Source organism: Enterobacter sp. 296B2, from assembly GCF_034106185.1.
GTDB classification, from domain to species: domain Bacteria; phylum Pseudomonadota; class Gammaproteobacteria; order Enterobacterales; family Enterobacteriaceae; genus Enterobacter; species Enterobacter cloacae_N.
Genome location: NZ_JAWNCA010000011.1, coordinates 25604 through 46527, shown reverse-complemented (window position 1 = coordinate 46527; position 20924 = coordinate 25604). Strand labels below are relative to the sequence as shown.

Below are 20924 nucleotides of genomic sequence, written 5' to 3'. Positions count from 1 at the left end.
ACAAGAGCGGGGGCCTGAGGGTTCCCGTTTTTTTTGCCTCTGCCTGCAGGAAATAACACGATGCTCGCTACTGTTCTTATTGCTGTCGTTGCATTCATCCATGTCTACATTCTTGTGCTGGAAATGTTCCTGTGGAACACCAGAACAGGGCACAAGGCCTTTAATTTGCGTCCCGACTTTGCGCGGGAAACCCGCGTGCTGGCCGCGAATCAGGGGCTCTATAATGGTTTTCTGGCGGCGGGCCTGGTCTGGAGCCTCTGGCTTGGCGAAAAAGGCGTCCATGTGGCCATCTTCTTCCTGGTCTGCGTGCTGATTGCCGGTCTCTTTGGCGCAGTGACGGCCAGCCGGAAGATACTGTACGTTCAGGCATTACCTGCTCTCGCGGCCCTGCTTGCGCTGCTTCTCTGACGCAACGCGTTGGTCAACCGTCCGTCGTCGGATATACTTTTGGCTTCACCCTGAGAGGTTAACACTGTTATGAATAACGAAATCCCACTGAAGTATTATGACATCGTCGAAGAATACGCGACGGAAGCGACAAAGCCCGTGAGTGAATCGGAGCAGGACCCGCTGGCGCATTATTTCCAGCTGCTTCTCACGCGTTTGTCGAATAATGAGGAGATTGATGAGGAAGCTCAGCAAGAGATGGCGCGTGAAGCTGGAGTACATGCCGAACGTATTGATGATATTGCGAATTTCCTCAATCAGTGGGGAAATGAATAACCTACCGAGCGACACCAGTGAGCTGCTTCGCAAGCTCACTCCGGGTGACCGATTTTGAGAAATACCATCCCTGAACGTAAGCCTCGGGATATCTTTCTGCAATAAAGCGATACTGTATTTCGCTCTCCACGCCTTCGAAAACAAGCGTTTTATTCAGTTTTGCGAGGGCGTCACAAAAGATAACAAAAATATTCTGCTTATAATGCTCGCTGATGCCGTCGACCAGCGACTTGTCGATTTTGATCTCATCATATTCAAGAAGAGAGAGTCGGGCCAGGTTTGAGTTTTGCACCCCGAAGTCATCAATGGATATCTTCACGCCAAGCGATTTTAACTCCTTACAAAAATCCTCCAGAATAGTCTCCGTGGAAACGGCTTTTTCAGAAAGCTCGATTTTAACCAGAGACAGGGGAATGTTATTAGCTAAACACAGACGGCGTAAGATGCTGATAAATTGTCCATCTTCTATTTCCGTTCTTCCTACATTGAGTGAAACCACCAGTCGATGTTTAATAACAAGCGGTGCGATATCCGCAAGGGATTTTTCGAGAATGTTAATGTAGTATTTTTTATACAGGCCTATTTTTTTGATTAGTGGAATAAACAGCTCCGGAGAGACGTCACCGTATTTTACATCACGCCATCGGGACAAAACTTCCACACCCACTATTTTTTTATCCTGAATCCTGACAATAGGCTGGTAGTGCACGCCGATAGTGTTGGTAAAAACGGCTTTAACCAGCGTCCGCTCCAGTGAGAATCGATCTTCATTGAGTCGAAAGAAAAATAGCGTTATCGCCACCCAGATAAAACATAAAATGGCCGCGAGCACGGTAAACACGACGGGCGACAGGGAGGCCAGTCCCGCATTGTGGTGCTTCACAATGACGCACAAATCCCAGGATGCGCTGCACTGGGTGAGTGTAAGGGTAAACAAAGAGGAATGCAGTCCGCTCTGCTTTTTTAACTCCGGGGTCGCCGAAAAAAATATTCTGCCGAAGTCTTTTGTGGTTGTGCTGAGAGAGTAGTTTGCGGTGACCGGGATGAATTTATCGTAAGCGTTGCGGGAGGTGAAGATAATAAGATTATTATAGATGGCCGCATTGCCGGTAAAAAAATCTTTTCTGGAAAATTGCGCGAGGAGGAATCCTCTGGGCGTTTTATGCAGTTCTGCAGGAAGCGGGACAGGATTAGCGAGTTTTCCCCAAAAAGCGGTACAGATTATTTTCCCCTGTTCTATATAACCGATGTCTGCAAGATAGCGGCTTTCAAGCTTTATCTGCCTGTAGCGATCGAGACTGCTTTTGTCACATCCCTGAGCGCTCAGGCTTTTGAGTGTCTGTGCCACGCTCTGGGTCAAACTTTCCGAATAGTGTAAAAGGGTACGGGAAATTTCAAGCTGCTTGCTTTTCTGCTGACCCACGATAACCGCGTTGACCGCATAAAGAGACAGGAAGACCAGAAACGCTGAAACGATAGCAACGGCAATGATCTTTTTCATTTTCCGGATACCCTGTCTGCTCCCTGATTTCTCAAATCTTAACACAGGCAGGGCAAGCTACAAGCGTGATAATAACGGCAGCCGGGCTACTCCAGAGAAATGAACGCCTGCCTAAGTGCAATTCATTTTCCTCTTAACCAGAGCTTTGTTACAGTGACAACAGTTGTCAGCCAGGGATGACTGGCGTGATAAGGTGGAAAAGCTCGTGCATGTGAAAAATACTTTTTACACAACAACCATTACCGTCATCATTGTCTCACTGATCGTTTCATTGTCGCTTGCCGTCCAGATTGCCACGTCCCGACAGCAGTCAATCCAGCAGATCAATACCAGCGTTGCCAATTTGAGCCATACCCTGAACGTCTACACTGAAGGGATCATCCGCCAAAGTGAAATGTTGATTACCACCGTTTCCGACACAATTGAAATTTATGGCATGACCCCTCAACAGGCGATCAATATTCAGCGAATGATAAGCAATCAGGATAATCTTCTCACTCAGATTAATAATGTAGTTGTCTATGATGCGCATGGGGATATCTTCACCGCGTTGCACAAAAATTTTGCGGGTCCCCGTAAAGGCGCGGACAGGGCATTTTTTGTCTATCACAAGGAAAATAAAATTCAGCAGATTTATATTGGTGAGCCGGTGATAAGCAGAACCAATGGTAAATGGGTTATTACCCTTAGCCGACGACTTGAAACCCATACCGGTGCGTTTAACGGTGTTGTGGTGGTGACACTGGGTATCGAAAATTTTCTGGCCCTGTATGGACAGATAAATATTGGTCACGCGGGTGTTATCGGTTTAACGACACAAGCAGGCGTTTTACTGATTCGTTATCCTTTTAAAAATAACTATATCGGTACGATTTTTTCTGATTCACCGCTCTTCAGAAAATACCTCAAGGTACAAAATACAGGTATAGCCAGCTCTGTCTCCCGGTTTGATAAAATCGAACGCATTTATGCCTATGAGAAAAACAGACGCTACGGACTGGTTACGACGGTAGCGGTAAGCATCGATGAAGCCCTTTCACCGTGGCGCAAGCAGGCGATTCAGCTTGCCGCACTTATTTTTGTCTTTACCGCGACACTCATCGTGGCGTCCTGTTTCCTCTATTCCGATTTATCCAGAAAAACACGGGATAACAAAGCGCTAAAAATTATTGCCTCGGAGGATGCGCTGACAGGGCTTTATAACAGGCGCATCTTTGATGAAAAAATCCTCTCGGAAATTGCGGCGTGTGCGGTAAAGGACGCGCCAGTTTCGCTGCTCCTTGTGGATGTGGACTACTTCAAAAAGTACAACGATAACTACGGCCATCCGGAAGGAGACAGATGCCTGGCGTTGCTGGGAAACTGCCTCAGGGAAAGTCTCACCCGGGACAACCAGATTGTGGCGCGTTATGGCGGGGAGGAGTTTGCGTTGATTTTGCCTGAAACGGATATTCAGGAGGCGCTCCGCCTTGCGCAGACGATTATTCGCAATGTTTTCTCTCAGCAAATTGAACACGCGTTTAGCCCCTTCGGGCGGGTCACGGTAAGCGTAGGGATCTCCAGTGCGCGTGCTGTCAACATCGCGGATAGCCAGCAGAATATTATTAATGCTGCCGACCAGGCGCTCTATCAGGCAAAACGCGGGGGACGCAACCGGCACGCTTTTGTTGGGGCATGATCAAAAAAAAGCCCACTCATGAGTGGGCAAGAAATACTGGAAGCAATGTGAGCAATGTCGTACTGAATACCTGAGTGTTTTTCTCAACTATTCAGTGTTGAGAAAGATAATCTTTCTCAACAAAAGATGCAACCCCACATTTCTTGTGGAAGGGCATATTGATGAAGAAATGTTCACATGCTCTCTGTGAGGCTTATCACAAATTTCCTTTCTCAGATCCTGTGCTATCCTTTTTGTGTCGTTGATTTAATGACAAAAACCATACAGAGAGGAAAGTTATGGGAATTTTATCCTGGATTATCTTTGGGCTTATTGCGGGTATTCTGGCGAAGTGGATCATGCCGGGCAAAGATGGCGGTGGGTTTATCGTCACCATAATACTGGGTATTGTCGGCGCGGTAGTCGGCGGTTGGATCAGTACGCTGTTCGGTTTTGGTAAAGTCGATGGCTTTAACTTCGGCAGTTTCGCGGTCGCGGTGATCGGCGCGCTGGTTGTGCTGTTTATCTACAGAAAGATCAAAAGCTAATACTGAAGCGTTAAAAAGGCTGCCAGATGGCGGCCTTTTTACGTAGCGGGTTTACCACCAGCCAAACTGTGTGCCGGCAAACGCCACGACGGCAACGAGCAACATAATGAGGGTGGTTTTTCTCATTTATGCCCCCGGAGCTGCGTAACCACCGACAAAAAACCACGCCAGAAAGACTACCGCCGTTATAAAAATAACGACCGGGAAGAGGATCCCTATTCTCATATCATCACCTGTTTCGGTTTCTGTAACGCCGTAGAGTGTACGGGGTTAATCCATAACGAGAAAGCCTGTTTTGCTTTTTCCTTTCTTATCCTGATACATCGCGATATCTGCGGCACGTAACGCACTGTCCGGATCGGTTACCCCGGGATCCACTTCGATAACGCCGAGGCTGGCGCCCGGATAAATGATGCTGATGGTACCCAGCCAGTATTCCCCCGCAATGCGGGCGCTGAGACGCGTTCTGAGAAGGTTAATTTGCTCCTCATTCCCGGCATTGCTCAGGGAGGCCACCAGAAACTCATCGCCGCCCAGCCGACCGATGATATCGTCCTGCTGTTTTTCTGCGGTCAAACGCTTGCCCACTTCAATCAGGAACTGGTCGCCTGCTTCATGCCCGTAGCGATCGTTAATCAGCTTGAAATCATCCAGATCGATAAAGGCAATGATGGCGTTACGTTTCAGATGTCGCGCCAGTGAAAACAGGGTGGTCAGATCCTCAAAAATGGCGCGACGGTTGGGTAACCCTGTGAGGGCATCTGTGTAGGAGTGTGCAATAAGGGCCGCATTGGCTTCACGAAGCTGGGTCACCAGAGACTCTTTCTGGATGGACTGGGCAATCAGCCCGGCGAATAACTTCAGAACCTGTTCACCGCGCTCGCTAAGCGGCTTTCTGGCCGTGCTGGTGGCGCAGAGCGTTCCATAGAGTGAACCATCCGCAAGATGGACAGGAATACTCATGTAGGTCGTAATGCCGAGCGCTTTCGCCGCTTCGCACTCTGGCCAGCGTTCGGGAACGTCGTTGCTGAATACGGTATCACTGTCCAGCGCACGCTTACACAGAGTTTCATCCCACGGGACGCTCAGCCCCTCAGGGATTGTCATCTGCTTGCTGTTGCGGGCATACAGGATATGCTGCAGTCGGGCTTCGATATCGATCTTAGTGAGGTAAGTCGACTCCATATCCGTCACGATCTCCAGCATCTCCAGCAGCTGACGAACGAGACCTTCAAGGGATTGTTCAGTGGCGAGGGTTTCTGAAACACGGGCAAGGATAATATCCGACATGACGTAGAAAGACTCCCAGCAGAAGACGTCTGCATCTGCATGCTATGCTGAATTCGTAGGCTTCCGGCACAGTTAAACATGAATGCAGAAAATTTAATACAGGCTGAAAGAAGGGGGATTAGGCGGGGAAAAAAGCCCCGATGTTGTGAACGGGGCAAAGACATCTTGATTACGGAATGATGTTCTCTGGTCATAGTGAGAACATGCCGGACTATAGCGCTGAAAAGTGCAGTTAGAATGGAGAAATCGTGGAGAATACGGCGACAAGCCGTTACCCTTAGCTAACGATGATGCTAAAAGGATCAATGAGATGAGATTTCTGCTTCTGGCGCTGGCGCTTCCCCTGGTTGCCTGCACCGCAAAAACAACCCCACCCGACGCCCCGAAACCGCCGCACGCCGTAGGCATGGCGAACCCGGCTTCCGTTTACTGCCTTGAAAAGGGCGGGGAACAGGTCCCAATTCAAAGCCCGCAGGGTGTCCGCACCGAGTGCAGGCTGCCTGGCGGCGAAGCGATCGACGAATGGACGCTCTATCGTCGCGATCATCCGCAACCCACCAGGTGACAGACGGATACCGCCTGCGATACACTTCTCTTTAGGATTAATCTTAGCCAGTTTCTGGCATTCGTTTCCGCGAGAGAAGTATGTTTCAGCTAAAACCGGGCAGCATGGCGATGATCATCGGTGCCCGTACGGCGTCTGGACGTCGCAATATTGGTAAATCTGTTGAGCTATTTGGTCTTTGCCAGCCAGGCCTGCGTTTCGTTAACCCGGTCAACGGCGTGATGACGCAGTTGCCCGCAAGCGCGGACCGCGCGCTCTGGCTGGTGACGGGTGATGTTTACGCCTTTGACAATCAGCACGGCTTTGCGTTTGTTCGTGCCGAACACCTGATGCCGCTCACCCCGGACGAAGCTCCACAAATCCAGGATGCGCTGGCGGTCGGCTGATCACAGATGGCGCAGCCAGTCGGCTAAAACCAGAGCGTGATTCTGCTTCGTGTCTTTCGCGCCGTAGAGCAGGGTTACGGTCTGCTTGTTCGCCAGCGCCGCCAGACGCTCTCCTTCGTCCTTATGCTGCGCCAGCTCTTCCTTGTAGGCTTGAGTGAACGCCGCGAAATCAATCGCTTCGCTATGAAAGTCCTTGCGTAACGCACTGGACGGCGTGAGCGTTTTACACCATTCGTCATACGCGAGGTCCGTTTTTTTCACCCCGCGGGGCCAGAGCCTGTCCACCAGAACCCGATAGCCATCGTCCGGGCTTGCCTGCTCATAGACGCGTTTGCATTGGATCATGATTCCACCCTCCCAATTTAAGGTATTGTGATAATTGCAGAAGATCGGTAGTCTGAGGTTCCTTATGTTATCTGATAATACTCTGGCATAAGGAACCTTTCATGGAACACCTCCCGGTTAAAACGACGCTGCGCATTGCGCTGGTTGGCGATTACAATCCTGATGTTATTGCACACAAGGCGATCCCACTGGCCATTGACGACGCCGCCGCGGTCCTTGACCTCACCGCCGATTACGACTGGCTAGCCACCACGGAATTAACCAGTTCTGAGGATCTGGTGGGCTACGATGCCATCTGGCTGGTTCCCGCAAGCCCCTATAAAAACACCGAGGCGGCCTTTATTGCCGCACGCTACGCGCGTGAAAACAGCATTCCGTTCCTGGGCACCTGCGGTGGATTCCAGCATGCGTTGATTGAGTATGCCCGTAACGTGCTGGGCTGGAGCGACGCGGCACATGCTGAGACGGATACCGAAGGCACGATGGTGATAGCGCCGCTGACCTGCTCGCTGGTGGAAAAAACCGATGCCATTGAGCTGCGTAATAATACGCTGATCGCGAAGGCCTACGGAAAGCCGGAAATCGTTGAGGGTTATCACTGTAACTATGGCGTGTCGGCGGCGTTTGCGCAGGAACTGGAGAGCGGTGATATGCGCGTGACGGGCTGGGACGAGCAGGGGGAAATCCGCGCTGCGGAGCTGGTGACCCATCCGTTCTTTGTGATTACCTTATTCCAGCACGAGCGTGCTGCGCTGGAAGGGCGTCCGGTGGTGCTGGTGCAGGCAATGCTGCGCGCGGCGCGCGGGTAATAAAGGCAGACCTTATGGTCTGCCACCGTGTTTAACGAGGCGTGATTTCGCGGTCGCGCCCGGCAAGTACGCCGCAGATGGCCATGACGACAGCGGCCAGCGCGCAGGCGAGAAGCGGGATGCGCCAGTCTCCAGCCGAATCGTGAATTTTACCCATCAGCGGCGGACCGCAGGCGGCGAGCAGATAGCCAATCGACTGCGCCATACCTGACAGCGCCGCGGCCTGGTGCGCGGAGCTGGCGCGCAGCCCGATAAACGTCAGGCCGAGGATCATCGTTGCCCCGGTACCAAAGCCGAACACCAGCGTCCACATCACCGCCATGTCAGGCATAAACCATAGCCCCGCCGCGCTTACCGCGCACAGCAGCGCCACTGCGCCTGCAATGGTTCGCTGATCTTTCAGACGGTGGAGGATCAGCGGCACGGCAAGCCCAGGCACGGCCGTGGCCAGCTGCAACAGCCCGTGCACCGAGCCGGCCTGCGCTTCGCTGTAGCCGTGGCTGAGCAATATCGCCGGCAGCCAGCCGATGATGACGTAGTAAATCAGCGAGTTAATCCCCAGAAAGAGCGTCACCTGCCAGGCGAGGGCCGAGCGCCAGATGGCGCGATTATGCAGCGCGCCGGCGCCTGTTACCGTCGCAATGTGTTTCTGACGCCACTGGGGCAGCCAGAGCAGCAGCGCGACCAGCGGAAACGCCATCAGCATCAGCAGCGCGCCATGCCAGCCCGCGCTACCCTGCGCCAGGGGAACAATCATCGCTGAGCCAAACGCCGCCGAGATGCCCATTGTCAGGGAATAGGCGCCCGTGAGTCGGGCAACCTGGCCCGGGAAATCACGTTTGATTAAGCCGGGCAGCAGCACATTCCCGAGCGCGATCCCGCAGCCAATTACCGCCGTTCCGACGAAAAGCAGGGTGGTGGAAGGCAGGGAGCGAACCGCAATTCCGGCGCAAATCAGCAGCAAGGCGACAAACAGGCTGCGCTCCATGCCGATACGCCGGGCAACGCCTGCTGCGAGCGGCGAGACAAGGGCGAAAGCCAGCAGGGGCAGGGTGGTCAGCAGACCGGTTTGCGCCGTGCTTAAGCCATAATCGAGGCGAATAGTATCGAGCAGCGGGGCTGCTCCGGTAAAGGTGACGCGAAGCGTGGTGGCAATCATCAGGATGCCTGCGATTAACAGCGCGCCGTGTTTTCCTGAGGTGCGAAGAGCAGTAGTCATTGTGTTCTCATACGTTCAAGCGAGCGCACACAATACCGATTTTTTCAGCGGTTGAAATCAGGCTAAAATGACAGTTTATCGCTTATATCGGACAAACTGATGATTGGTCTGGGACTGGACGGCTACGATCCTGATAGCCAGCACGATGCGGCCGTCGCGTTTCGCATCCGCGTGGTGGCGGAGGAACAATATATTCCCCGGCATCAACACCGTAAGGGGCAGCTGATTCTGGCCCTCGGCGGCGCCATTACCTGCGAAGTGGAAAATGCCATGCTGATGGTACCGCCTCAGTATGCCGTCTGGATCCCTGGCCAAATGCCGCACAGCAACAGGGCCACGCCGGGGGCGCAGCTCTGCTTTTTGTTCATTGAGCCAGGTGCCGCCAGCCTGCCCGACCGCTGCTGCACTCTGAAAATTTCCCCCCTCGTGCGGGAGCTGATTTTATCGCTGGCTGAGAAATCACGTGAACAGCTTCAGCTTGCGGCCACATCGCGTCTGGTGGATGTCCTTTTTGACGAGCTGCCGCTCCAGCGGCAGGAGCATCTGCAGCTGCCCGTCTCACCCCATCCTAAAATCCGGCTGATGAGCGAGAAGATGGCGGAAGAGCCCGCCGCCTGGCAGACGCTGGCACAGTGGGCGAGCCACTTTGCGATGAGCGAACGTAATCTGGCGCGGCTGGTGGTGAAAGAGACCGGCTTAAGCTTTCGACGCTGGCGTCACCAGCTGCAGCTGATTTTGGCGTTACAGCATCTGATAAGCGGGAAATCGGTTCAGCAGGCGGCACAGTCGCTGGGCTACGACTCTACCACCGCGTTTATTACCATGTTCAGGAAGGGGCTGGGCCAGACGCCGGCACGTTATATGGCCAGCCTGACTATGACTTCCCGATAAACAGGGAAACCAGCCCTGCCGCAATCAGCGGGCCCACCGGCACGCCGCGAAAGAGCGCCACGCCCAACACGGTACCCACCAGCAGGCCGGCAACCAGTGAAGGCTGGCTGCTCATCAGCGTAACGCCGCGCCCGCCCAGCCACGAGACAAAAATGCCTACCGCGATCGCCACCAGCGATTTCCAGTTCACAAACGAGTGTAGTAACGTCGAGGCGGGAAGCGTTCCGCCGGCAATGGGCGCCATCACCCCGATGGTTAAAATGATGATCCCGATGGTGAGGCCTTGCTTTTCTATCCACGGGAAAAAGGTGTTTAACGGGGTCACGCGCACAATAATCAGCACCAGAATCGAGATGGCGACTGTGGTGTTATGGCTGATAAACCCGAGCGCGGCGAGAGCCAGAAGAATGAGCAGAGTAGGGTCAAACATGGGAAGTCCTTGCCAGAATAGTTACCCTGCTTACTGTACGCGGAAAAGCGGCGGAAGACAGTTTTAAAAAGATTCTCTTGCTGTCATAACCTTGTCATTTACGCGGATTAAAACGAAGGCAGGTATCGCAACGGGGCCGCCATCATGAACGATCACATGTTTGTTGAAGCGCTGATCATCTCCTCATCGTTTTTCGCTATTGCCGCGATTCTCGTCGCCTCCGTCCTGTTTCTGGAACGAAAAGGCTGACAGCGCCGTCACGACGACGCTTTATGGAAGTTAACAAGCTCAGGACGGGCAATGCGCAGGTAATCCTGGGTATCCATAATCACGGATTTCTCCAGTAAGCCGGCGTTAAAGGCGATTTCGTCGAAACGCTCAAACAGCAGCGGGTCTGCAACCAGCGCTAAATCAGGATGGAAGCTAAAGGGCGGGATAGCGCCAAAAACGCAGGCGGTAAGGGTATCAACCTCGGCCGGGCTGGCGAGGGAAGCCTTAAGCCCGCCAAAATGGCTGGCAAGCTGGCTCAGATCGGCCTGCAGGTCTGCGGCCAGAATCGCCAGTACGTGTTTTTTAACGCCGTTGCCCTTCACTTTGCAGACCAGGGCTTTTGCACCCTGGCGCAGATCGGTCCCGCGAATTTCACTCACCGCTTCACATTTCCCGACCGCCTCATGCTCCATGACGCGAAAACGCGCGCCCTGCTCGGTGAGTAAGGTAATCAGCTTCTGGTGGGTTCCTGCCCCAATAGCGTCGTCAGTCATCACAATTTTCCCGGTGATAATCCAGTATGCAGCTTGCTACATTAGCACGGGATGAACGGGGTCGAAAGAAAACAGCCAGCGGATTCGCTGGCTGTGGGGTTATACGTTGCTGGTCGCAGATTGCTTGTGGAAGAGCTCTCTGAATACCGGATAAATATCATCCTGATCGCGGATATGCTGCATTGCAAAGTTATCGAACATGGACTGTAGATGTTCATACTCCCGCCACAGGGTCTGGTGAGCGCGACGGGTGATTTCGATATAGCTGTAGTAACGCACCACAGGCAGAATTTTCTTCGCCAGGATCTCGTGACACAGCGGTGAGTCGTCGGCCCAGTTGTCGCCATCCGACGCCTGCGCGGCATAAATGTTCCACTGCGCCGGGTCATAACGCTCTTTCACCACTTCGTCCATCAGTTTCAACGCGCTTGATACGATGGTCCCCCCGGTCTCCTGAGAGTAGAAGAACTCATGTTCATCCACCTCTTTCGCCTGGGTGTGATGGCGGATATAAACCACTTCCACGTTCTTATAGGTTCTGCTCAGGAACAGGTAGAGCAAAATATAAAAACGTTTCGCCATATCCTTGGTGGCCTGGTCCATTGAGCCGGAGACGTCCATCAGACAGAACATGACCGCCTGGCTGGAGGGTTCAGGGCGTTTTTCGTAGTTCTTATAGCGCAGGTCGAAAGTGTCGATAAACGGCACACGGTCGATCTTTGCTCTTAACTCGGCAATCTCTTTACGCAGGCGCTCCTCTTCCAGCAGCTGCGCCGGCTCCGTGTTTTCCACGACCTTCAGGCTGCTCTCCAGCTCGCGCAGCTCACGACGTTTGCCTGCCGTCATGGCCGTGCGGCGCGCCAGAGAATTCTGCAACGAACGCACAACACTGATATTGGCGGGCACGCCGTTGGCGGTATAGCCCGCGCGATGGGTTTTGTACTCATTAAGCTGACGATGCTGATTTTTTTTCAGGTTCGGCAGCGCAAGGTCCTCGAACAGCAGGTCGAGATATTCATCTTTCGAAATCTGGAAAACGAACTCATCCTGACCTTCACCGTCCTGGCTGGCCTGTCCCTGACCGCTTCCTGAACCACCACCGCCGCCCTGAGGGCGCTCAATTCTGTCGTTCTGTACAAAGTGGTCATTACCTGGGTGTACGCGATGGCGCAGGCCCCCGCGCCCCTGATGAAACATCGGTTCGCTGATGTCATCGGTAGGGATGGAGACAGACTCGCCGCTGTCGACGTCGGTCACCGAGCGTTTGTTGATGGCCTCGGAGATCGACTGTTTAATTTGCGCTTTATAACGGCGCAAGAAGCGCTGGCGGTTCACCGTGCTCTTGTTTTTGCCGTTAAGACGCCGGTCAATAAACCAGGTCATATACCCCCCGTACTGCATTTGCCAACTTGCGTTTTTGTTGGCCCGGCAGGCGCAGGCGCTACCGGGCACTTGTTTTAGGACGATTTACGCACGCGCAGATACCATTCGCAGAGCAGGCGAACCTGCTTGCGGGTGTAGCCTTTTTCCATCATACGGTCGACAAAATCGTCGTGTTTCTTCTGCTCGTCAGTTGAGGTTTTGGTGTTAAACGAGATCACCGGCAGCAGCTCTTCGGTATTGGAGAACATTTTCTTCTCAATGACCGTGCGCAGCTTCTCGTAACTGGTCCAGTTCGGATTGCGACCGTTGTTATGCGCTCTGGCGCGCAGGACGAAGTTCACAATCTCATTACGGAAGTCTTTCGGGTTGCTGATCCCGGCAGGCTTCTCAATTTTTTCCAGCTCCGCGTTCAGGGATTCACGGTCAAACAGCTGGCCGGTATCCGGGTCGCGGTACTCCTGATCCTGAATCCAGAAGTCAGCGTAGGTGACATAGCGGTCGAAAATGTTCTGCCCGTATTCTGAATAGGATTCCAGATAGGCCGTCTGGATCTCTTTGCCGATGAACTCGGCGTATTTCGGGATCAGGTAGCCTTTCAGGAACTCAAGGTAGCGTTCAGCCTGCTCCTGCGGGAACTGCTCGCGCTCAATTTGCTGCTCCAGCACGTAGAACAGGTGAACCGGGTTGGCCGCCACTTCCGCATGGTCGAAGTTAAAGACGCGGGAGAGGATCTTAAACGCGAAACGCGTGGACAGACCGTTCATCCCCTCATCGACCCCGGCGTAGTCACGGTATTCCTGATAGGACTTCGCTTTCGGATCGGTATCTTTCAGACTTTCACCATCATAGACGCGCATTTTCGAATAGATGCTGGAGTTTTCCGGCTCTTTCAGGCGCGACAGGATGGAGAAGCGCGAGAGCGTTTCCAGCGTACCCGGGGCGCATGGCGCGTGTACCAGCTCGCTGTGGTTAAGCAGTTTCTCGTAAATTTTGATCTCTTCGGAGATCCGCAGGCAATAAGGCACCTTGACGATGTAAACGCGGTCAAGGAAGGCCTCATTGTTTTTATTATTACGGAAGGTCACCCATTCAGATTCGTTAGAGTGGGCGAGAATGATGCCGTTAAACGGCAGGGCGGAAATACCTTCCGTCCCGTTGTAGTTCCCTTCCTGGGTCGCTGTCAGCAGAGGATGCAGCACTTTAATCGGTGCTTTAAACATCTCAACGAATTCCATAATCCCCTGGTTGGCGCGGCACAGCGCACCGGAATAGCCATAGGCATCCGGGTCGTTTTGTGCGTAGTTTTCCAGCTTACGGATATCGACTTTGCCCACCAGCGCCGAGATATCCTGGTTGTTCTCATCACCCGGTTCCGTTTTGGCGATAGCGATCTGCTCCAGTATGGATGGCCATACTTTCACCACACGGAACTTAGTGATATCGCCGCCAAACTCGTGGAGGCGTTTTGCCGCCCACGGCGACATGATGGTGCCGAGGTAGCGGCGCGGGATGCCAAACTCTTTATCCAGAATTTGCGCATCTTCCTGCGGATTAAACAGGCACAGCGGATGGTCGTTCACCGGGCTGCGTTCGCCGTTGGCGCTCAGCACATAAATCGGTACGCGCTGCATCAGCGACTTCAGGCGTTCAGCCAGCGAGGATTTACCGCCGCCGACGGGGCCGAGTAAATAGAGGATCTGTTTCTTCTCTTCCAGACCCTGGGCGGCATGCTTCAGATAGGAGACAATCTGTTCAATGGCATCTTCCATACCATAGAACTCTTCGAAAGCCGGATATCGGGCGACCACCCGATTCGAAAACAGACGGGAAAGCCGTGGCTCCAGGGCAGTATCAACCATGTTTGGCTCACCGATAGCCATCAATAGCCGTTCTGCCGCATTGGCATAGGCACTGCGATCTTGCCGACAAATGGTAAGAAACTCCTGCAGTGTGAACTCTTCGTCCTTGGCAGCTTCATAGCGCTGGCGATAGTGATCGAATATATTCATGGCATGCCGTCCTTTCGTTTTTTAGCACAGGATAAGAGCCGTTCGTATGAGTAGTGGAGGCTCCCGGAAGAGAATCTCTCGCACCCCACTGCCAGAGCAGCAACCTGTGTGCCAGGTCAGACGCTAAGAACCGCAGGTGTTCAGGAAAACTCTTCTTAAATTTAAGCGTAGATGGCATTTGCCAAACTTGCATGCTGAGAAAAACTAATTTCAATGACATATCAATAACTCATCCAAAAATTTCCACCTGAGTTATAAGGCTTAAGGACGTTTTTCATTCAGCGGTCATATAAATGAAAGCGGGCTGTCATCTGAAAAGTTAAAAATAATGGGTTAATCAGACTGATTAGCAGGCAAAAAATTTTGGGATGTACGGGAATGGCGGTTACACTTCACCCGCTGATTATTTGACTACAGGAAAGAATGGATTGTGACCAAACTCAAACTTCTGGCATTGGGCATCCTTGCCGCTACCGCAGTTAGCACCGCTCAGGCGGAAAGTCAGTGGACAGTGGGCGCGGGCGTTGGCGTCATTAACAGCCCATACAAACAGTATGACCGCGATGTTTATCCTGTTCCCGTTATCACCTATGAAGGCGATAATTTCTGGTTCCGTGGTCTCGGCGGCGGCTACTATCTCTGGAACGATACGGCCGATAAGCTATCTATCATGGCCTACTACGATCCAACGCACTTCAAGCCGGGAGACAGCGACAGCCATGCGCTTCGCCAGCTCGACAAGCGCAAAAGCTCTATGATGGCCGGGCTTTCGTACGTGCATAACACCCAGTATGGCTTCCTGCGTACGGCCCTGGCGGGTGATACGCTGGATAACAGCAACGGCTTTATCTGGGATCTGGCCTGGCTGTACCGCTATACCAACGGTGGGCTCACCCTGACGCCGGGTATCGGTGTGCAGTACAACAGTGAAAACTACAACGACTACTACTATGGCGTCTCTAAAAACGAGTCCCGCCGCAGTGGGCTGAAAAGCTACAGCGCTGATGACGGCTGGGATCCTTACCTGGAGCTGACCGCGAGCTATAACTTCCTTGGCGACTGGAACGTCTACGGCACCGGTCGTTACGAGCGTCTGAGCGACGAAGTGAAGGATAGCCCGATGGTCGATAAGTCCTGGGCTGGCATCTTCTCTGTGGGTGTGACCTACAAGTTCTGATTGTGCATTATTTTAGTGCAATCTTTGCATCAAAACGGGGCGCTTGCGCCCCGTTTGCTTTTGCGTGGTGCGGCGGCATTATCGCTTAACGATGCGGATCGTCTGCCCTAAACGTGATGGCTTTTCTTCACTGGCTTTCTGCGGGGTGGTCACGCAGGCCGTTTCCACGCAGACGAACGTTTTATAACCGTCGTCAGGCACGTCGGCCATGCTTACAGACAGAGCAGGACCCGGGTTCCAGCCCACCACGTTGCTGTGATGGTGATGGACCACCTCAATGCTGCGGTTCAGGGCACCGTCGTGGATCACGCTGCATGCTTCCGGATGCAGATAGACGCGGTCGGTACGGTCAGGGAACGCCTGAACGCCGTCGCTCAGTTTGCCTTCTTTGGCGTTATCCACTTTATCGATAAAGGTATCGCCAAGGCCGCTCACCTTCACTGCGCTGATATCACCCACGTTGAAGTAGGTATGCAGGGCCGAGGTGGTGTCGAACTCGCCGTGGGCTTCCAGCTCAATTTCGCAGGTTTTACACAGCTTGAAGCGGGCATACAGGGTGAACTCGTGCGGCCACAGGGCGCGGGTCTCGTCATTTGCCTGCAGCTCAAAGGTCAGCACGGCGCCGTTATCGTCTTCGTTATGCGCTTTCAGCGTCCACTGCTGGTTGCGGGCAAAACCGTGAGAAGGCAAACCCGGCTGTGCAGACGGGCCAAACCACGGCCAGCAGATCGGTACGCCACCGCGAATAGCCGCCCCTTTTTTGAAGGAGGTCGCATCGCTCAGCCACAAACCTTCGGCTTCGCCTTCCGGTTTCCAGGAGAGCAGGTGAGCGCCGTTCAGCGCCACGGACGCTTTAACGCGGGGATGGTCAACGACGATAAAGTCGGCACCGTCAATCTGACGGCGGGAGAGCACAGGGGTAAGTTGTTCGACTACCGGAAGTGCAAAAATTTTATTAATCATTAAGCAATCCTCTGTCTAAAAAACAATAAAAAAGGCGACCGAAGTCGCCTTTTTGGATCAAGCACTCATCTCAACTTATTTGGAGATGTGAGCGATCAGGTCCAGTACTTTGTTAGAGTAACCAGTTTCGTTGTCGTACCAGGAAACCAGTTTCACGAAGTTGTCGTTCAGTGCGATACCTGCTTTAGCATCGAACACGGAAGTGCACACTTCGCCGTTGAAATCGGTAGATACAACGTCGTCTTCGGTGTAACCCAGAACGCCTTTCATTGCGCCTTCGGAAGCAGCTTTGATTGCTTTCTTAATTTCTTCATAAGAAGCAGCTTTTTCCAGACGAACAGTCAGGTCAACAACGGATACGTTAGGAGTTGGAACGCGGAACGCCATACCAGTCAGTTTGCCATTCAGTTCTGGCAGTACTTTACCTACAGCTTTAGCAGCACCGGTAGAGGATGGGATGATGTTCTGAGCCGCGCCACGGCCGCCGCGCCAGTCTTTGTGAGACGGGCCATCAACGGTTTTCTGAGTAGCGGTGGTAGCGTGAACGGTAGTCATCAGACCTTCGATGATGCCGAAGTTGTCGTTGATAACTTTAGCCAGCGGTGCCAGGCAGTTGGTGGTGCAGGATGCGTTAGAAACGATGTCCTGGCCAGCGTAAGTTTCGAAGTTTGCACCACGAACGAACATTGGGGTGTTGTCTTTGGAAGGACCGGTCAGAACAACTTTCTTCGCACCCGCAGTGATGTGTTTACGTGCAGTTTCGTCGGTCAGGAAGATACCGGTTGCTTCAGCAACAACGTCAACACCGATTTCGTTCCATTTCAGGTTAGCTGGGTCTTTCTCAGCAGTAACGCGGATGGTTTTACCGTTAACAACCAGGTGGCCGTCTTTCACTTCAACGGTGCCGTCGAAACGACCGTGAGTTGAGTCGTACTTCAGCATGTACGCCATGTATTCAGCGTCCAGGAGATCGTTGATACCAACGATTTCGATGTCAGAACGTTTCTGAGCAGCACGGAAAACAATACGGCCGATACGGCCAAAACCGTTGATACCTACTTTGATAGTCATATATTCCACCAGCTATTTGTTAGTGAATAAAAGGTTGCCTGTAAAATTACAAAAACCTTACGCAGCGTCAAGCGGAATCGTGTCAATCATTGCGACAAATCAATCCTGTGACTAACGTTTGTGCGACTGACTCGCCTCACTTTCCCTTTGAGCTTGCAACCACATGGGGGCTGCGCCCGGAATTTTAAAGGCCTCGCAGGATAAAAATGTGAACATGATCACAATTGCCTGACCGCCTTTTCGCGACACATAAGTTTAGAACAAAAGTGCACGCAAGGGTGTTAATGTTTTGTTAGAATCGGGGTTAAAAGATGTCTGTTTCTACAGCGAGATGTAAGCATATGTCGAACCAACGTAACCCTGACGATTTGAAAAAAAACCTCACAGAAATGCAGTTTTACGTGACGCAGAATCACGGAACGGAGCCGCCATTTACCGGGCGTTTGCTGCATAACAAGCGAGACGGCGTCTACCACTGTCTGGTCTGCGATGCCCCGCTGTTCAATTCACAAACGAAATACGACTCCGGCTGCGGCTGGCCGAGCTTTTACGAGCCGGTGAGCGATGACGCAATCCGCTATCTGACCGACTCGTCGCACGGTATGGTGCGCACGGAAATTCGCTGCGGCAACTGCGACGCGCACCTGGGGCATGTTTTCCCGGATGGCCCTCAGCCAACGGGCGAGCGTTTCTGCGTAAACTCAGCTTCTCTGAGCTTCAGCGACGATGAAAACGGCGACCAGATTAAGGGTTGAAAAAACGATTCAGCAAATTATTCCTTTGAAAGGGAGAGATCGTGAATATTGAGGACATGATTAACGGGATGACCCCGGAAGTTTATCAGCGTCTGGTGACCGCCGTTGAGCTGGGTAAATGGCCCGACGGAGTGGCCCTGACGCCTGAGCAAAAAGAGAACAGTTTGCAGTTGGTGATGCTGTGGCAGGCGCGCAACAACACCGATGCACAGCACATGACTATCGATACCAACGGTCAGATGGTGATGAAGAGCAAGCGCGAGCTTAAGGAAGATTTTGGCATCACGCCGAAGCCGATTGCGACCTTCAAATAACGCTCTCCGTGTGGGCCGGGTAAGCGCTAGCGCCACCCGGCACATATACCTTAGTGCTTAATCCCGAGTGATTCCGCCAGCTGTTTCGCTAACTGATTGTTATCATCAGCCCCGTACTCCCAGAACATCGCCCCGGCGAGGCCTTTCTCTTTGATGTAGTCTGCCTTGATCGCGACGGAACGCGGGTTCTCATACGAAATCGCAAACAGCGCGTTGCCATCGGAACCCTTTACCGATAGCCACGGCACCTTCGCCTGGTCGTCCCAGTGCTCGGTAAAACGCTTCTGCGGATCGTTCAGCAGCTTCTTCACGATATCGTTGTACTTCACGTAGGTATCTTTGGTCAGGTCATAACCGAGCGACTTAAACAGGCCGATCTCCTGCGGCCCGAAGTAGGGCTGGGTGACCGGATTTTTTTGCGCGTCCGGCTTGCTCCAGTCAATGCCCGGTTCAACCGCACGTTTCGGTACGCGACCGTAAAAACCGATCCCGAGGTTCATCTGCTTCGGCTTAAGTCCGGCGGCCAGATAGTTGCTCACCACAAAATCGACGCTGTATTTATCCGCGGCAGCCACCGTTGGCCAGGCGCTGGAGTCATACAGGTTCGCGTTGAAATACTGGGTGCCGTACGCCATGTCGTAGGTCATCAGGTTGATATAGTCGAGCAGGGGCGCGATGGCTTTGACATCTACCCAGCTTTTCGGACTTTCCGCATTCGCGCCCACCGCAATGGTCACCAGCTTTTTCTGCCCAAACGCCGCGCGCATCTCTTTCAACAAGGCGGTGAAGTTATCCCGATCGGCTGGCTGGCTTGCAACCAGCCCCCACGCGCCGTTAACCGGATACTCCCAGTCGAGATCGATCCCGTCCAGGCCGTATTTGTCGACAATTTCCTGCGCGGAGCGGATAAACACTGCGCGACTCTCTTTGGTTGCCGCCGCGCCAGAGAAACCACGCGCGCCCCAGCCGCCAACGGAGAGCAGGACTTTCAGGTTCGGGTTTTGTTTACGCAGGGCCGGGATGAGGGCCAGATCGGACGCCACTTTTGGCGACAGCCAGATTTGATGCAGTTTCGTCGGATCTTTCAGCGCGGCGTTGGTCTCGTCTTTCTCGTCGTTATAAACAAGTCCAAACGAGTAGTTCAGATGGGTGATCTGGCGAACGTCCAGCTTATTAATATCGCCACCCGGTCCGGCGGTGACATCGCCACCCCCGTTAAAGTAGCCCACGGACATCAGCGGCGCGGCGGAAGCAAGTGACGCGCAAAGCAAGGGTAATGCTGCCAGCAGGGGCAAACGTTTCATACAAGTTCCTCTTTGACGTAATAAAAATAACCACGCCACAGAAAAGGCGTGGCGAAAAAACAGCCTGATGAGAATAGCATTGCCGTTTCGCTTGTGATGCGAGGGAGTTCACTTTATGGGGATTGGGGAAGAAATGCCGGGTGGCGGCTGCGCCTTACCCGGCTTAAAAGACTACGCCTGCGTTTCCAGCCAGTCTGCCAGCGTATACAGCGTAGCACCTTCAGCGGCCATATCCATAAACGCCTGAGCGCTGTCCTGTGGGTGAATGTTCACCCCACGACAGCCATCGGTGATGACGCTGACGGTATAGCCTAACTGGAGCGCGTCCAGCACGGTAAACTTCACGCAGTAATCCGTCGCCAGACCCAGTACGATCAGCTCCGTGATTTCATGGTGACGTAACCACGCGTCCAGCGCCGTCTTCTGACGATGCCCGTTATCGAAAAACGCGCTATAGCTGTCGATAGCCGCGTTTTCGCCTTTATGGAACACCGCGTCGATGGCTTTCTGATTCAGGAGCGGATGCAGCTCCGCGCCTTCCGTCTGCTGTACGCAGTGATCCGGCCAGAAAGTTTGCGCCAGCCCGTCGAGTTCACCCTGGGTGAACGGCTCGACGTTGTGCTGGCTGGCAAAGCTGCCGTGATTCGCCGGGTGCCAGTCCTGGCTGGCGACAACCGCTTCACTGCGTGCTTTGCACCAGTCAATCAGCGCGTTGGCCACGTCAACGGTGCTGTCACCTTCGGCGACGGCAAGCGCACCGCCCGCGCAGAAATCATTTTGCAAATCGACCAGTAGCAGGGCGCGTTGCTTCATGAGACCT

General features: G+C 53.2%; 25 protein-coding genes. 12 read left to right on the top strand and 13 right to left on the bottom strand.

The genetic code is table 11. From position 1 onward, the window contains the following. Positions 1-60 precede the first annotated feature (60 nt). Both URZ40_RS10515 and URZ40_RS10510 read left to right on the top strand, forming a co-directional pair. Positions 61-408, top strand: a complete 348-nt coding sequence (locus URZ40_RS10515) for a DUF1304 domain-containing protein (RefSeq protein WP_302218808.1) — start codon at positions 61-63, stop codon at positions 406-408. A gap of 69 nt (positions 409-477) precedes the next feature. After that, positions 478-723 carry a DUF2543 family protein gene (locus URZ40_RS10510; RefSeq protein WP_163328873.1) on the top strand — a complete coding sequence of 82 codons (246 nt, stop codon included), beginning with the start codon at positions 478-480 and terminating at the stop codon, positions 721-723. 1 nt (position 724) lies between these two features. Here URZ40_RS10510 and URZ40_RS10505 read toward each other — a convergent pair whose 3' ends face one another. Further along, positions 725-2224, bottom strand: a complete 1500-nt coding sequence (locus tag URZ40_RS10505; protein WP_316378926.1) for an EAL domain-containing protein — start codon at positions 2222-2224, stop codon at positions 725-727. A gap of 193 nt (positions 2225-2417) precedes the next feature. Between URZ40_RS10505 and URZ40_RS10500 the strand changes: the two genes are divergently transcribed. Beyond that, entirely contained in the window at positions 2418-3902 is a 1485-nt protein-coding gene (locus tag URZ40_RS10500) for a sensor domain-containing diguanylate cyclase (RefSeq protein WP_320720508.1), read from the top strand. Positions 3903-4180: 278 nt separating this feature from the next. Continuing rightward, entirely contained in the window at positions 4181-4429 is a 249-nt protein-coding gene (locus tag URZ40_RS10495; protein WP_028012758.1) for a GlsB/YeaQ/YmgE family stress response membrane protein, read from the top strand. A gap of 126 nt (positions 4430-4555) precedes the next feature. Here URZ40_RS10495 and URZ40_RS10490 read toward each other — a convergent pair whose 3' ends face one another. After that, positions 4556-4654: a YoaK family small membrane protein gene (locus tag URZ40_RS10490; RefSeq protein WP_014883431.1), complete on the bottom strand. Its 99-nt coding sequence runs from the start codon at positions 4652-4654 to the stop codon at positions 4556-4558. 45 nt (positions 4655-4699) lie between these two features. Further along, positions 4700-5719: a sensor domain-containing diguanylate cyclase gene (locus URZ40_RS10485; protein WP_233002374.1), complete on the bottom strand. Its 1020-nt coding sequence runs from the start codon at positions 5717-5719 to the stop codon at positions 4700-4702. A 310-nt stretch (positions 5720-6029) separates the two neighbouring features. Here URZ40_RS10485 and URZ40_RS10480 point away from each other — a divergent pair, with 310 nt between their 5' ends. Both URZ40_RS10480 and URZ40_RS10475 read left to right on the top strand, forming a co-directional pair. After that, complete coding sequence (locus URZ40_RS10480) at positions 6030-6284, top strand: DUF333 domain-containing protein (RefSeq protein WP_166710789.1); 255 nt, start codon at positions 6030-6032, stop codon at positions 6282-6284. A gap of 80 nt (positions 6285-6364) precedes the next feature. Beyond that, the gene (locus tag URZ40_RS10475; protein WP_163328879.1) at positions 6365-6670 is read left to right on the top strand and encodes a hypothetical protein; all 306 of its coding nucleotides are present in this window, start codon (positions 6365-6367) and stop codon (positions 6668-6670) included. Here URZ40_RS10475 and URZ40_RS10470 read toward each other — a convergent pair whose 3' ends face one another. Beyond that, the gene (locus URZ40_RS10470; RefSeq protein ID WP_316378928.1) at positions 6671-7015 is read right to left on the bottom strand and encodes a DUF488 domain-containing protein; all 345 of its coding nucleotides are present in this window, start codon (positions 7013-7015) and stop codon (positions 6671-6673) included. Between the two features lie 101 nt (positions 7016-7116). Here URZ40_RS10470 and URZ40_RS10465 point away from each other — a divergent pair, with 101 nt between their 5' ends. Continuing rightward, positions 7117-7824, top strand: a complete 708-nt coding sequence (locus tag URZ40_RS10465; RefSeq protein WP_028012763.1) for a CTP synthase — start codon at positions 7117-7119, stop codon at positions 7822-7824. 31 nt (positions 7825-7855) lie between these two features. On the opposite strand, the gene URZ40_RS10460 is transcribed toward URZ40_RS10465, so the two are convergent. Next, positions 7856-9043 carry a CynX/NimT family MFS transporter gene (locus tag URZ40_RS10460; protein ID WP_316378929.1) on the bottom strand — a complete coding sequence of 396 codons (1188 nt, stop codon included), beginning with the start codon at positions 9041-9043 and terminating at the stop codon, positions 7856-7858. A gap of 99 nt (positions 9044-9142) precedes the next feature. Between URZ40_RS10460 and URZ40_RS10455 the strand changes: the two genes are divergently transcribed. Beyond that, positions 9143-9934, top strand: coding sequence for a helix-turn-helix transcriptional regulator (locus URZ40_RS10455; RefSeq protein WP_316378930.1), 792 nt, complete (start codon positions 9143-9145; stop codon positions 9932-9934). On the opposite strand, the gene URZ40_RS10450 is transcribed toward URZ40_RS10455, so the two are convergent. Continuing rightward, on the bottom strand, positions 9918-10364 hold the full coding sequence (locus URZ40_RS10450; protein ID WP_316378932.1) for a DUF441 domain-containing protein: 447 nt from the start codon (positions 10362-10364) through the stop codon (positions 9918-9920). The genes URZ40_RS10455 and URZ40_RS10450 overlap by 17 nt on opposite strands. Before the next feature lie 144 nt (positions 10365-10508). Between URZ40_RS10450 and yoaI the strand changes: the two genes are divergently transcribed. Then, positions 10509-10613, top strand: coding sequence for a small membrane protein YoaI (gene yoaI, locus URZ40_RS10445; protein WP_226857506.1), 105 nt, complete (start codon positions 10509-10511; stop codon positions 10611-10613). 8 nt (positions 10614-10621) lie between these two features. Here yoaI and URZ40_RS10440 read toward each other — a convergent pair whose 3' ends face one another. The 3 genes from URZ40_RS10440 to yeaG form a co-directional block, all read right to left on the bottom strand. Continuing rightward, positions 10622-11128 carry a YbaK/prolyl-tRNA synthetase associated domain-containing protein gene (locus tag URZ40_RS10440; RefSeq protein WP_116340583.1) on the bottom strand — a complete coding sequence of 169 codons (507 nt, stop codon included), beginning with the start codon at positions 11126-11128 and terminating at the stop codon, positions 10622-10624. Positions 11129-11227: 99 nt separating this feature from the next. Continuing rightward, the gene (locus tag URZ40_RS10435) at positions 11228-12511 is read right to left on the bottom strand and encodes a YeaH/YhbH family protein (RefSeq protein ID WP_116340581.1); all 1284 of its coding nucleotides are present in this window, start codon (positions 12509-12511) and stop codon (positions 11228-11230) included. A gap of 74 nt (positions 12512-12585) precedes the next feature. Then, complete coding sequence (gene yeaG / locus URZ40_RS10430; protein WP_116340579.1) at positions 12586-14520, bottom strand: protein kinase YeaG; 1935 nt, start codon at positions 14518-14520, stop codon at positions 12586-12588. A 430-nt stretch (positions 14521-14950) separates the two neighbouring features. Between yeaG and URZ40_RS10425 the strand changes: the two genes are divergently transcribed. Then, positions 14951-15697: a MipA/OmpV family protein gene (locus URZ40_RS10425; protein ID WP_041910477.1), complete on the top strand. Its 747-nt coding sequence runs from the start codon at positions 14951-14953 to the stop codon at positions 15695-15697. Between the two features lie 78 nt (positions 15698-15775). On the opposite strand, the gene URZ40_RS10420 is transcribed toward URZ40_RS10425, so the two are convergent. Together URZ40_RS10420 and gapA are read right to left on the bottom strand one after the other, a co-directional pair. Continuing rightward, positions 15776-16660 carry a D-hexose-6-phosphate mutarotase gene (locus URZ40_RS10420; protein ID WP_320720507.1) on the bottom strand — a complete coding sequence of 295 codons (885 nt, stop codon included), beginning with the start codon at positions 16658-16660 and terminating at the stop codon, positions 15776-15778. 75 nt (positions 16661-16735) lie between these two features. Next, positions 16736-17731 (bottom strand): glyceraldehyde-3-phosphate dehydrogenase, encoded by a 996-nt coding sequence (gapA, locus tag URZ40_RS10415; protein ID WP_014831506.1) that lies wholly within the window; start codon positions 17729-17731, stop codon positions 16736-16738. A gap of 341 nt (positions 17732-18072) precedes the next feature. Between gapA and msrB the strand changes: the two genes are divergently transcribed. After that, positions 18073-18486, top strand: a complete 414-nt coding sequence (gene msrB / locus URZ40_RS10410; RefSeq protein ID WP_013097052.1) for a peptide-methionine (R)-S-oxide reductase MsrB — start codon at positions 18073-18075, stop codon at positions 18484-18486. Positions 18487-18527: 41 nt separating this feature from the next. Then, positions 18528-18800, top strand: a complete 273-nt coding sequence (locus tag URZ40_RS10405; RefSeq protein WP_045261608.1) for a YeaC family protein — start codon at positions 18528-18530, stop codon at positions 18798-18800. Positions 18801-18850: 50 nt separating this feature from the next. Here URZ40_RS10405 and URZ40_RS10400 read toward each other — a convergent pair whose 3' ends face one another. Together URZ40_RS10400 and pncA are read right to left on the bottom strand one after the other, a co-directional pair. Then, positions 18851-20104, bottom strand: coding sequence for a glycoside hydrolase family 18 protein (locus URZ40_RS10400; protein ID WP_116340573.1), 1254 nt, complete (start codon positions 20102-20104; stop codon positions 18851-18853). Between the two features lie 171 nt (positions 20105-20275). Continuing rightward, positions 20276-20917 carry a bifunctional nicotinamidase/pyrazinamidase gene (pncA, locus tag URZ40_RS10395; RefSeq protein WP_116340571.1) on the bottom strand — a complete coding sequence of 214 codons (642 nt, stop codon included), beginning with the start codon at positions 20915-20917 and terminating at the stop codon, positions 20276-20278. Positions 20918-20924: the final 7 nt, after the last annotated feature.

What these genes read in the sequence shown, in the direction of transcription:
- URZ40_RS10515 (WP_302218808.1), top strand. Translation starts at nt 61, where the DNA reads ATGCTCGCTACTGTTCTTATTGCTGTCGTTGCATTCATCCATGTCTAC.
- URZ40_RS10510 (WP_163328873.1), top strand. Translation starts at nt 478, where the DNA reads ATGAATAACGAAATCCCACTGAAGTATTATGACATCGTCGAAGAATAC.
- URZ40_RS10505 (WP_316378926.1), bottom strand. Translation starts at nt 2,224, where the DNA reads ATGAAAAAGATCATTGCCGTTGCTATCGTTTCAGCGTTTCTGGTCTTC.
- URZ40_RS10495 (WP_028012758.1), top strand. Translation starts at nt 4,181, where the DNA reads ATGGGAATTTTATCCTGGATTATCTTTGGGCTTATTGCGGGTATTCTG.
- URZ40_RS10490 (WP_014883431.1), bottom strand. Translation starts at nt 4,654, where the DNA reads ATGAGAATAGGGATCCTCTTCCCGGTCGTTATTTTTATAACGGCGGTA.
- URZ40_RS10485 (WP_233002374.1), bottom strand. Translation starts at nt 5,719, where the DNA reads ATGTCGGATATTATCCTTGCCCGTGTTTCAGAAACCCTCGCCACTGAA.
- URZ40_RS10480 (WP_166710789.1), top strand. Translation starts at nt 6,030, where the DNA reads ATGAGATTTCTGCTTCTGGCGCTGGCGCTTCCCCTGGTTGCCTGCACC.
- URZ40_RS10475 (WP_163328879.1), top strand. Translation starts at nt 6,365, where the DNA reads ATGTTTCAGCTAAAACCGGGCAGCATGGCGATGATCATCGGTGCCCGT.
- URZ40_RS10470 (WP_316378928.1), bottom strand. Translation starts at nt 7,015, where the DNA reads ATGATCCAATGCAAACGCGTCTATGAGCAGGCAAGCCCGGACGATGGC.
- URZ40_RS10465 (WP_028012763.1), top strand. Translation starts at nt 7,117, where the DNA reads ATGGAACACCTCCCGGTTAAAACGACGCTGCGCATTGCGCTGGTTGGC.
- URZ40_RS10460 (WP_316378929.1), bottom strand. Translation starts at nt 9,043, where the DNA reads ATGACTACTGCTCTTCGCACCTCAGGAAAACACGGCGCGCTGTTAATC.
- URZ40_RS10455 (WP_316378930.1), top strand. Translation starts at nt 9,143, where the DNA reads ATGATTGGTCTGGGACTGGACGGCTACGATCCTGATAGCCAGCACGAT.
- URZ40_RS10450 (WP_316378932.1), bottom strand. Translation starts at nt 10,364, where the DNA reads ATGTTTGACCCTACTCTGCTCATTCTTCTGGCTCTCGCCGCGCTCGGG.
- yoaI (WP_226857506.1), top strand. Translation starts at nt 10,509, where the DNA reads ATGAACGATCACATGTTTGTTGAAGCGCTGATCATCTCCTCATCGTTT.
- URZ40_RS10440 (WP_116340583.1), bottom strand. Translation starts at nt 11,128, where the DNA reads ATGACTGACGACGCTATTGGGGCAGGAACCCACCAGAAGCTGATTACC.
- URZ40_RS10435 (WP_116340581.1), bottom strand. Translation starts at nt 12,511, where the DNA reads ATGACCTGGTTTATTGACCGGCGTCTTAACGGCAAAAACAAGAGCACG.
- yeaG (WP_116340579.1), bottom strand. Translation starts at nt 14,520, where the DNA reads ATGAATATATTCGATCACTATCGCCAGCGCTATGAAGCTGCCAAGGAC.
- URZ40_RS10420 (WP_320720507.1), bottom strand. Translation starts at nt 16,660, where the DNA reads ATGATTAATAAAATTTTTGCACTTCCGGTAGTCGAACAACTTACCCCT.
- gapA (WP_014831506.1), bottom strand. Translation starts at nt 17,731, where the DNA reads ATGACTATCAAAGTAGGTATCAACGGTTTTGGCCGTATCGGCCGTATT.
- msrB (WP_013097052.1), top strand. Translation starts at nt 18,073, where the DNA reads ATGTCGAACCAACGTAACCCTGACGATTTGAAAAAAAACCTCACAGAA.
- URZ40_RS10400 (WP_116340573.1), bottom strand. Translation starts at nt 20,104, where the DNA reads ATGAAACGTTTGCCCCTGCTGGCAGCATTACCCTTGCTTTGCGCGTCA.
- pncA (WP_116340571.1), bottom strand. Translation starts at nt 20,917, where the DNA reads ATGAAGCAACGCGCCCTGCTACTGGTCGATTTGCAAAATGATTTCTGC.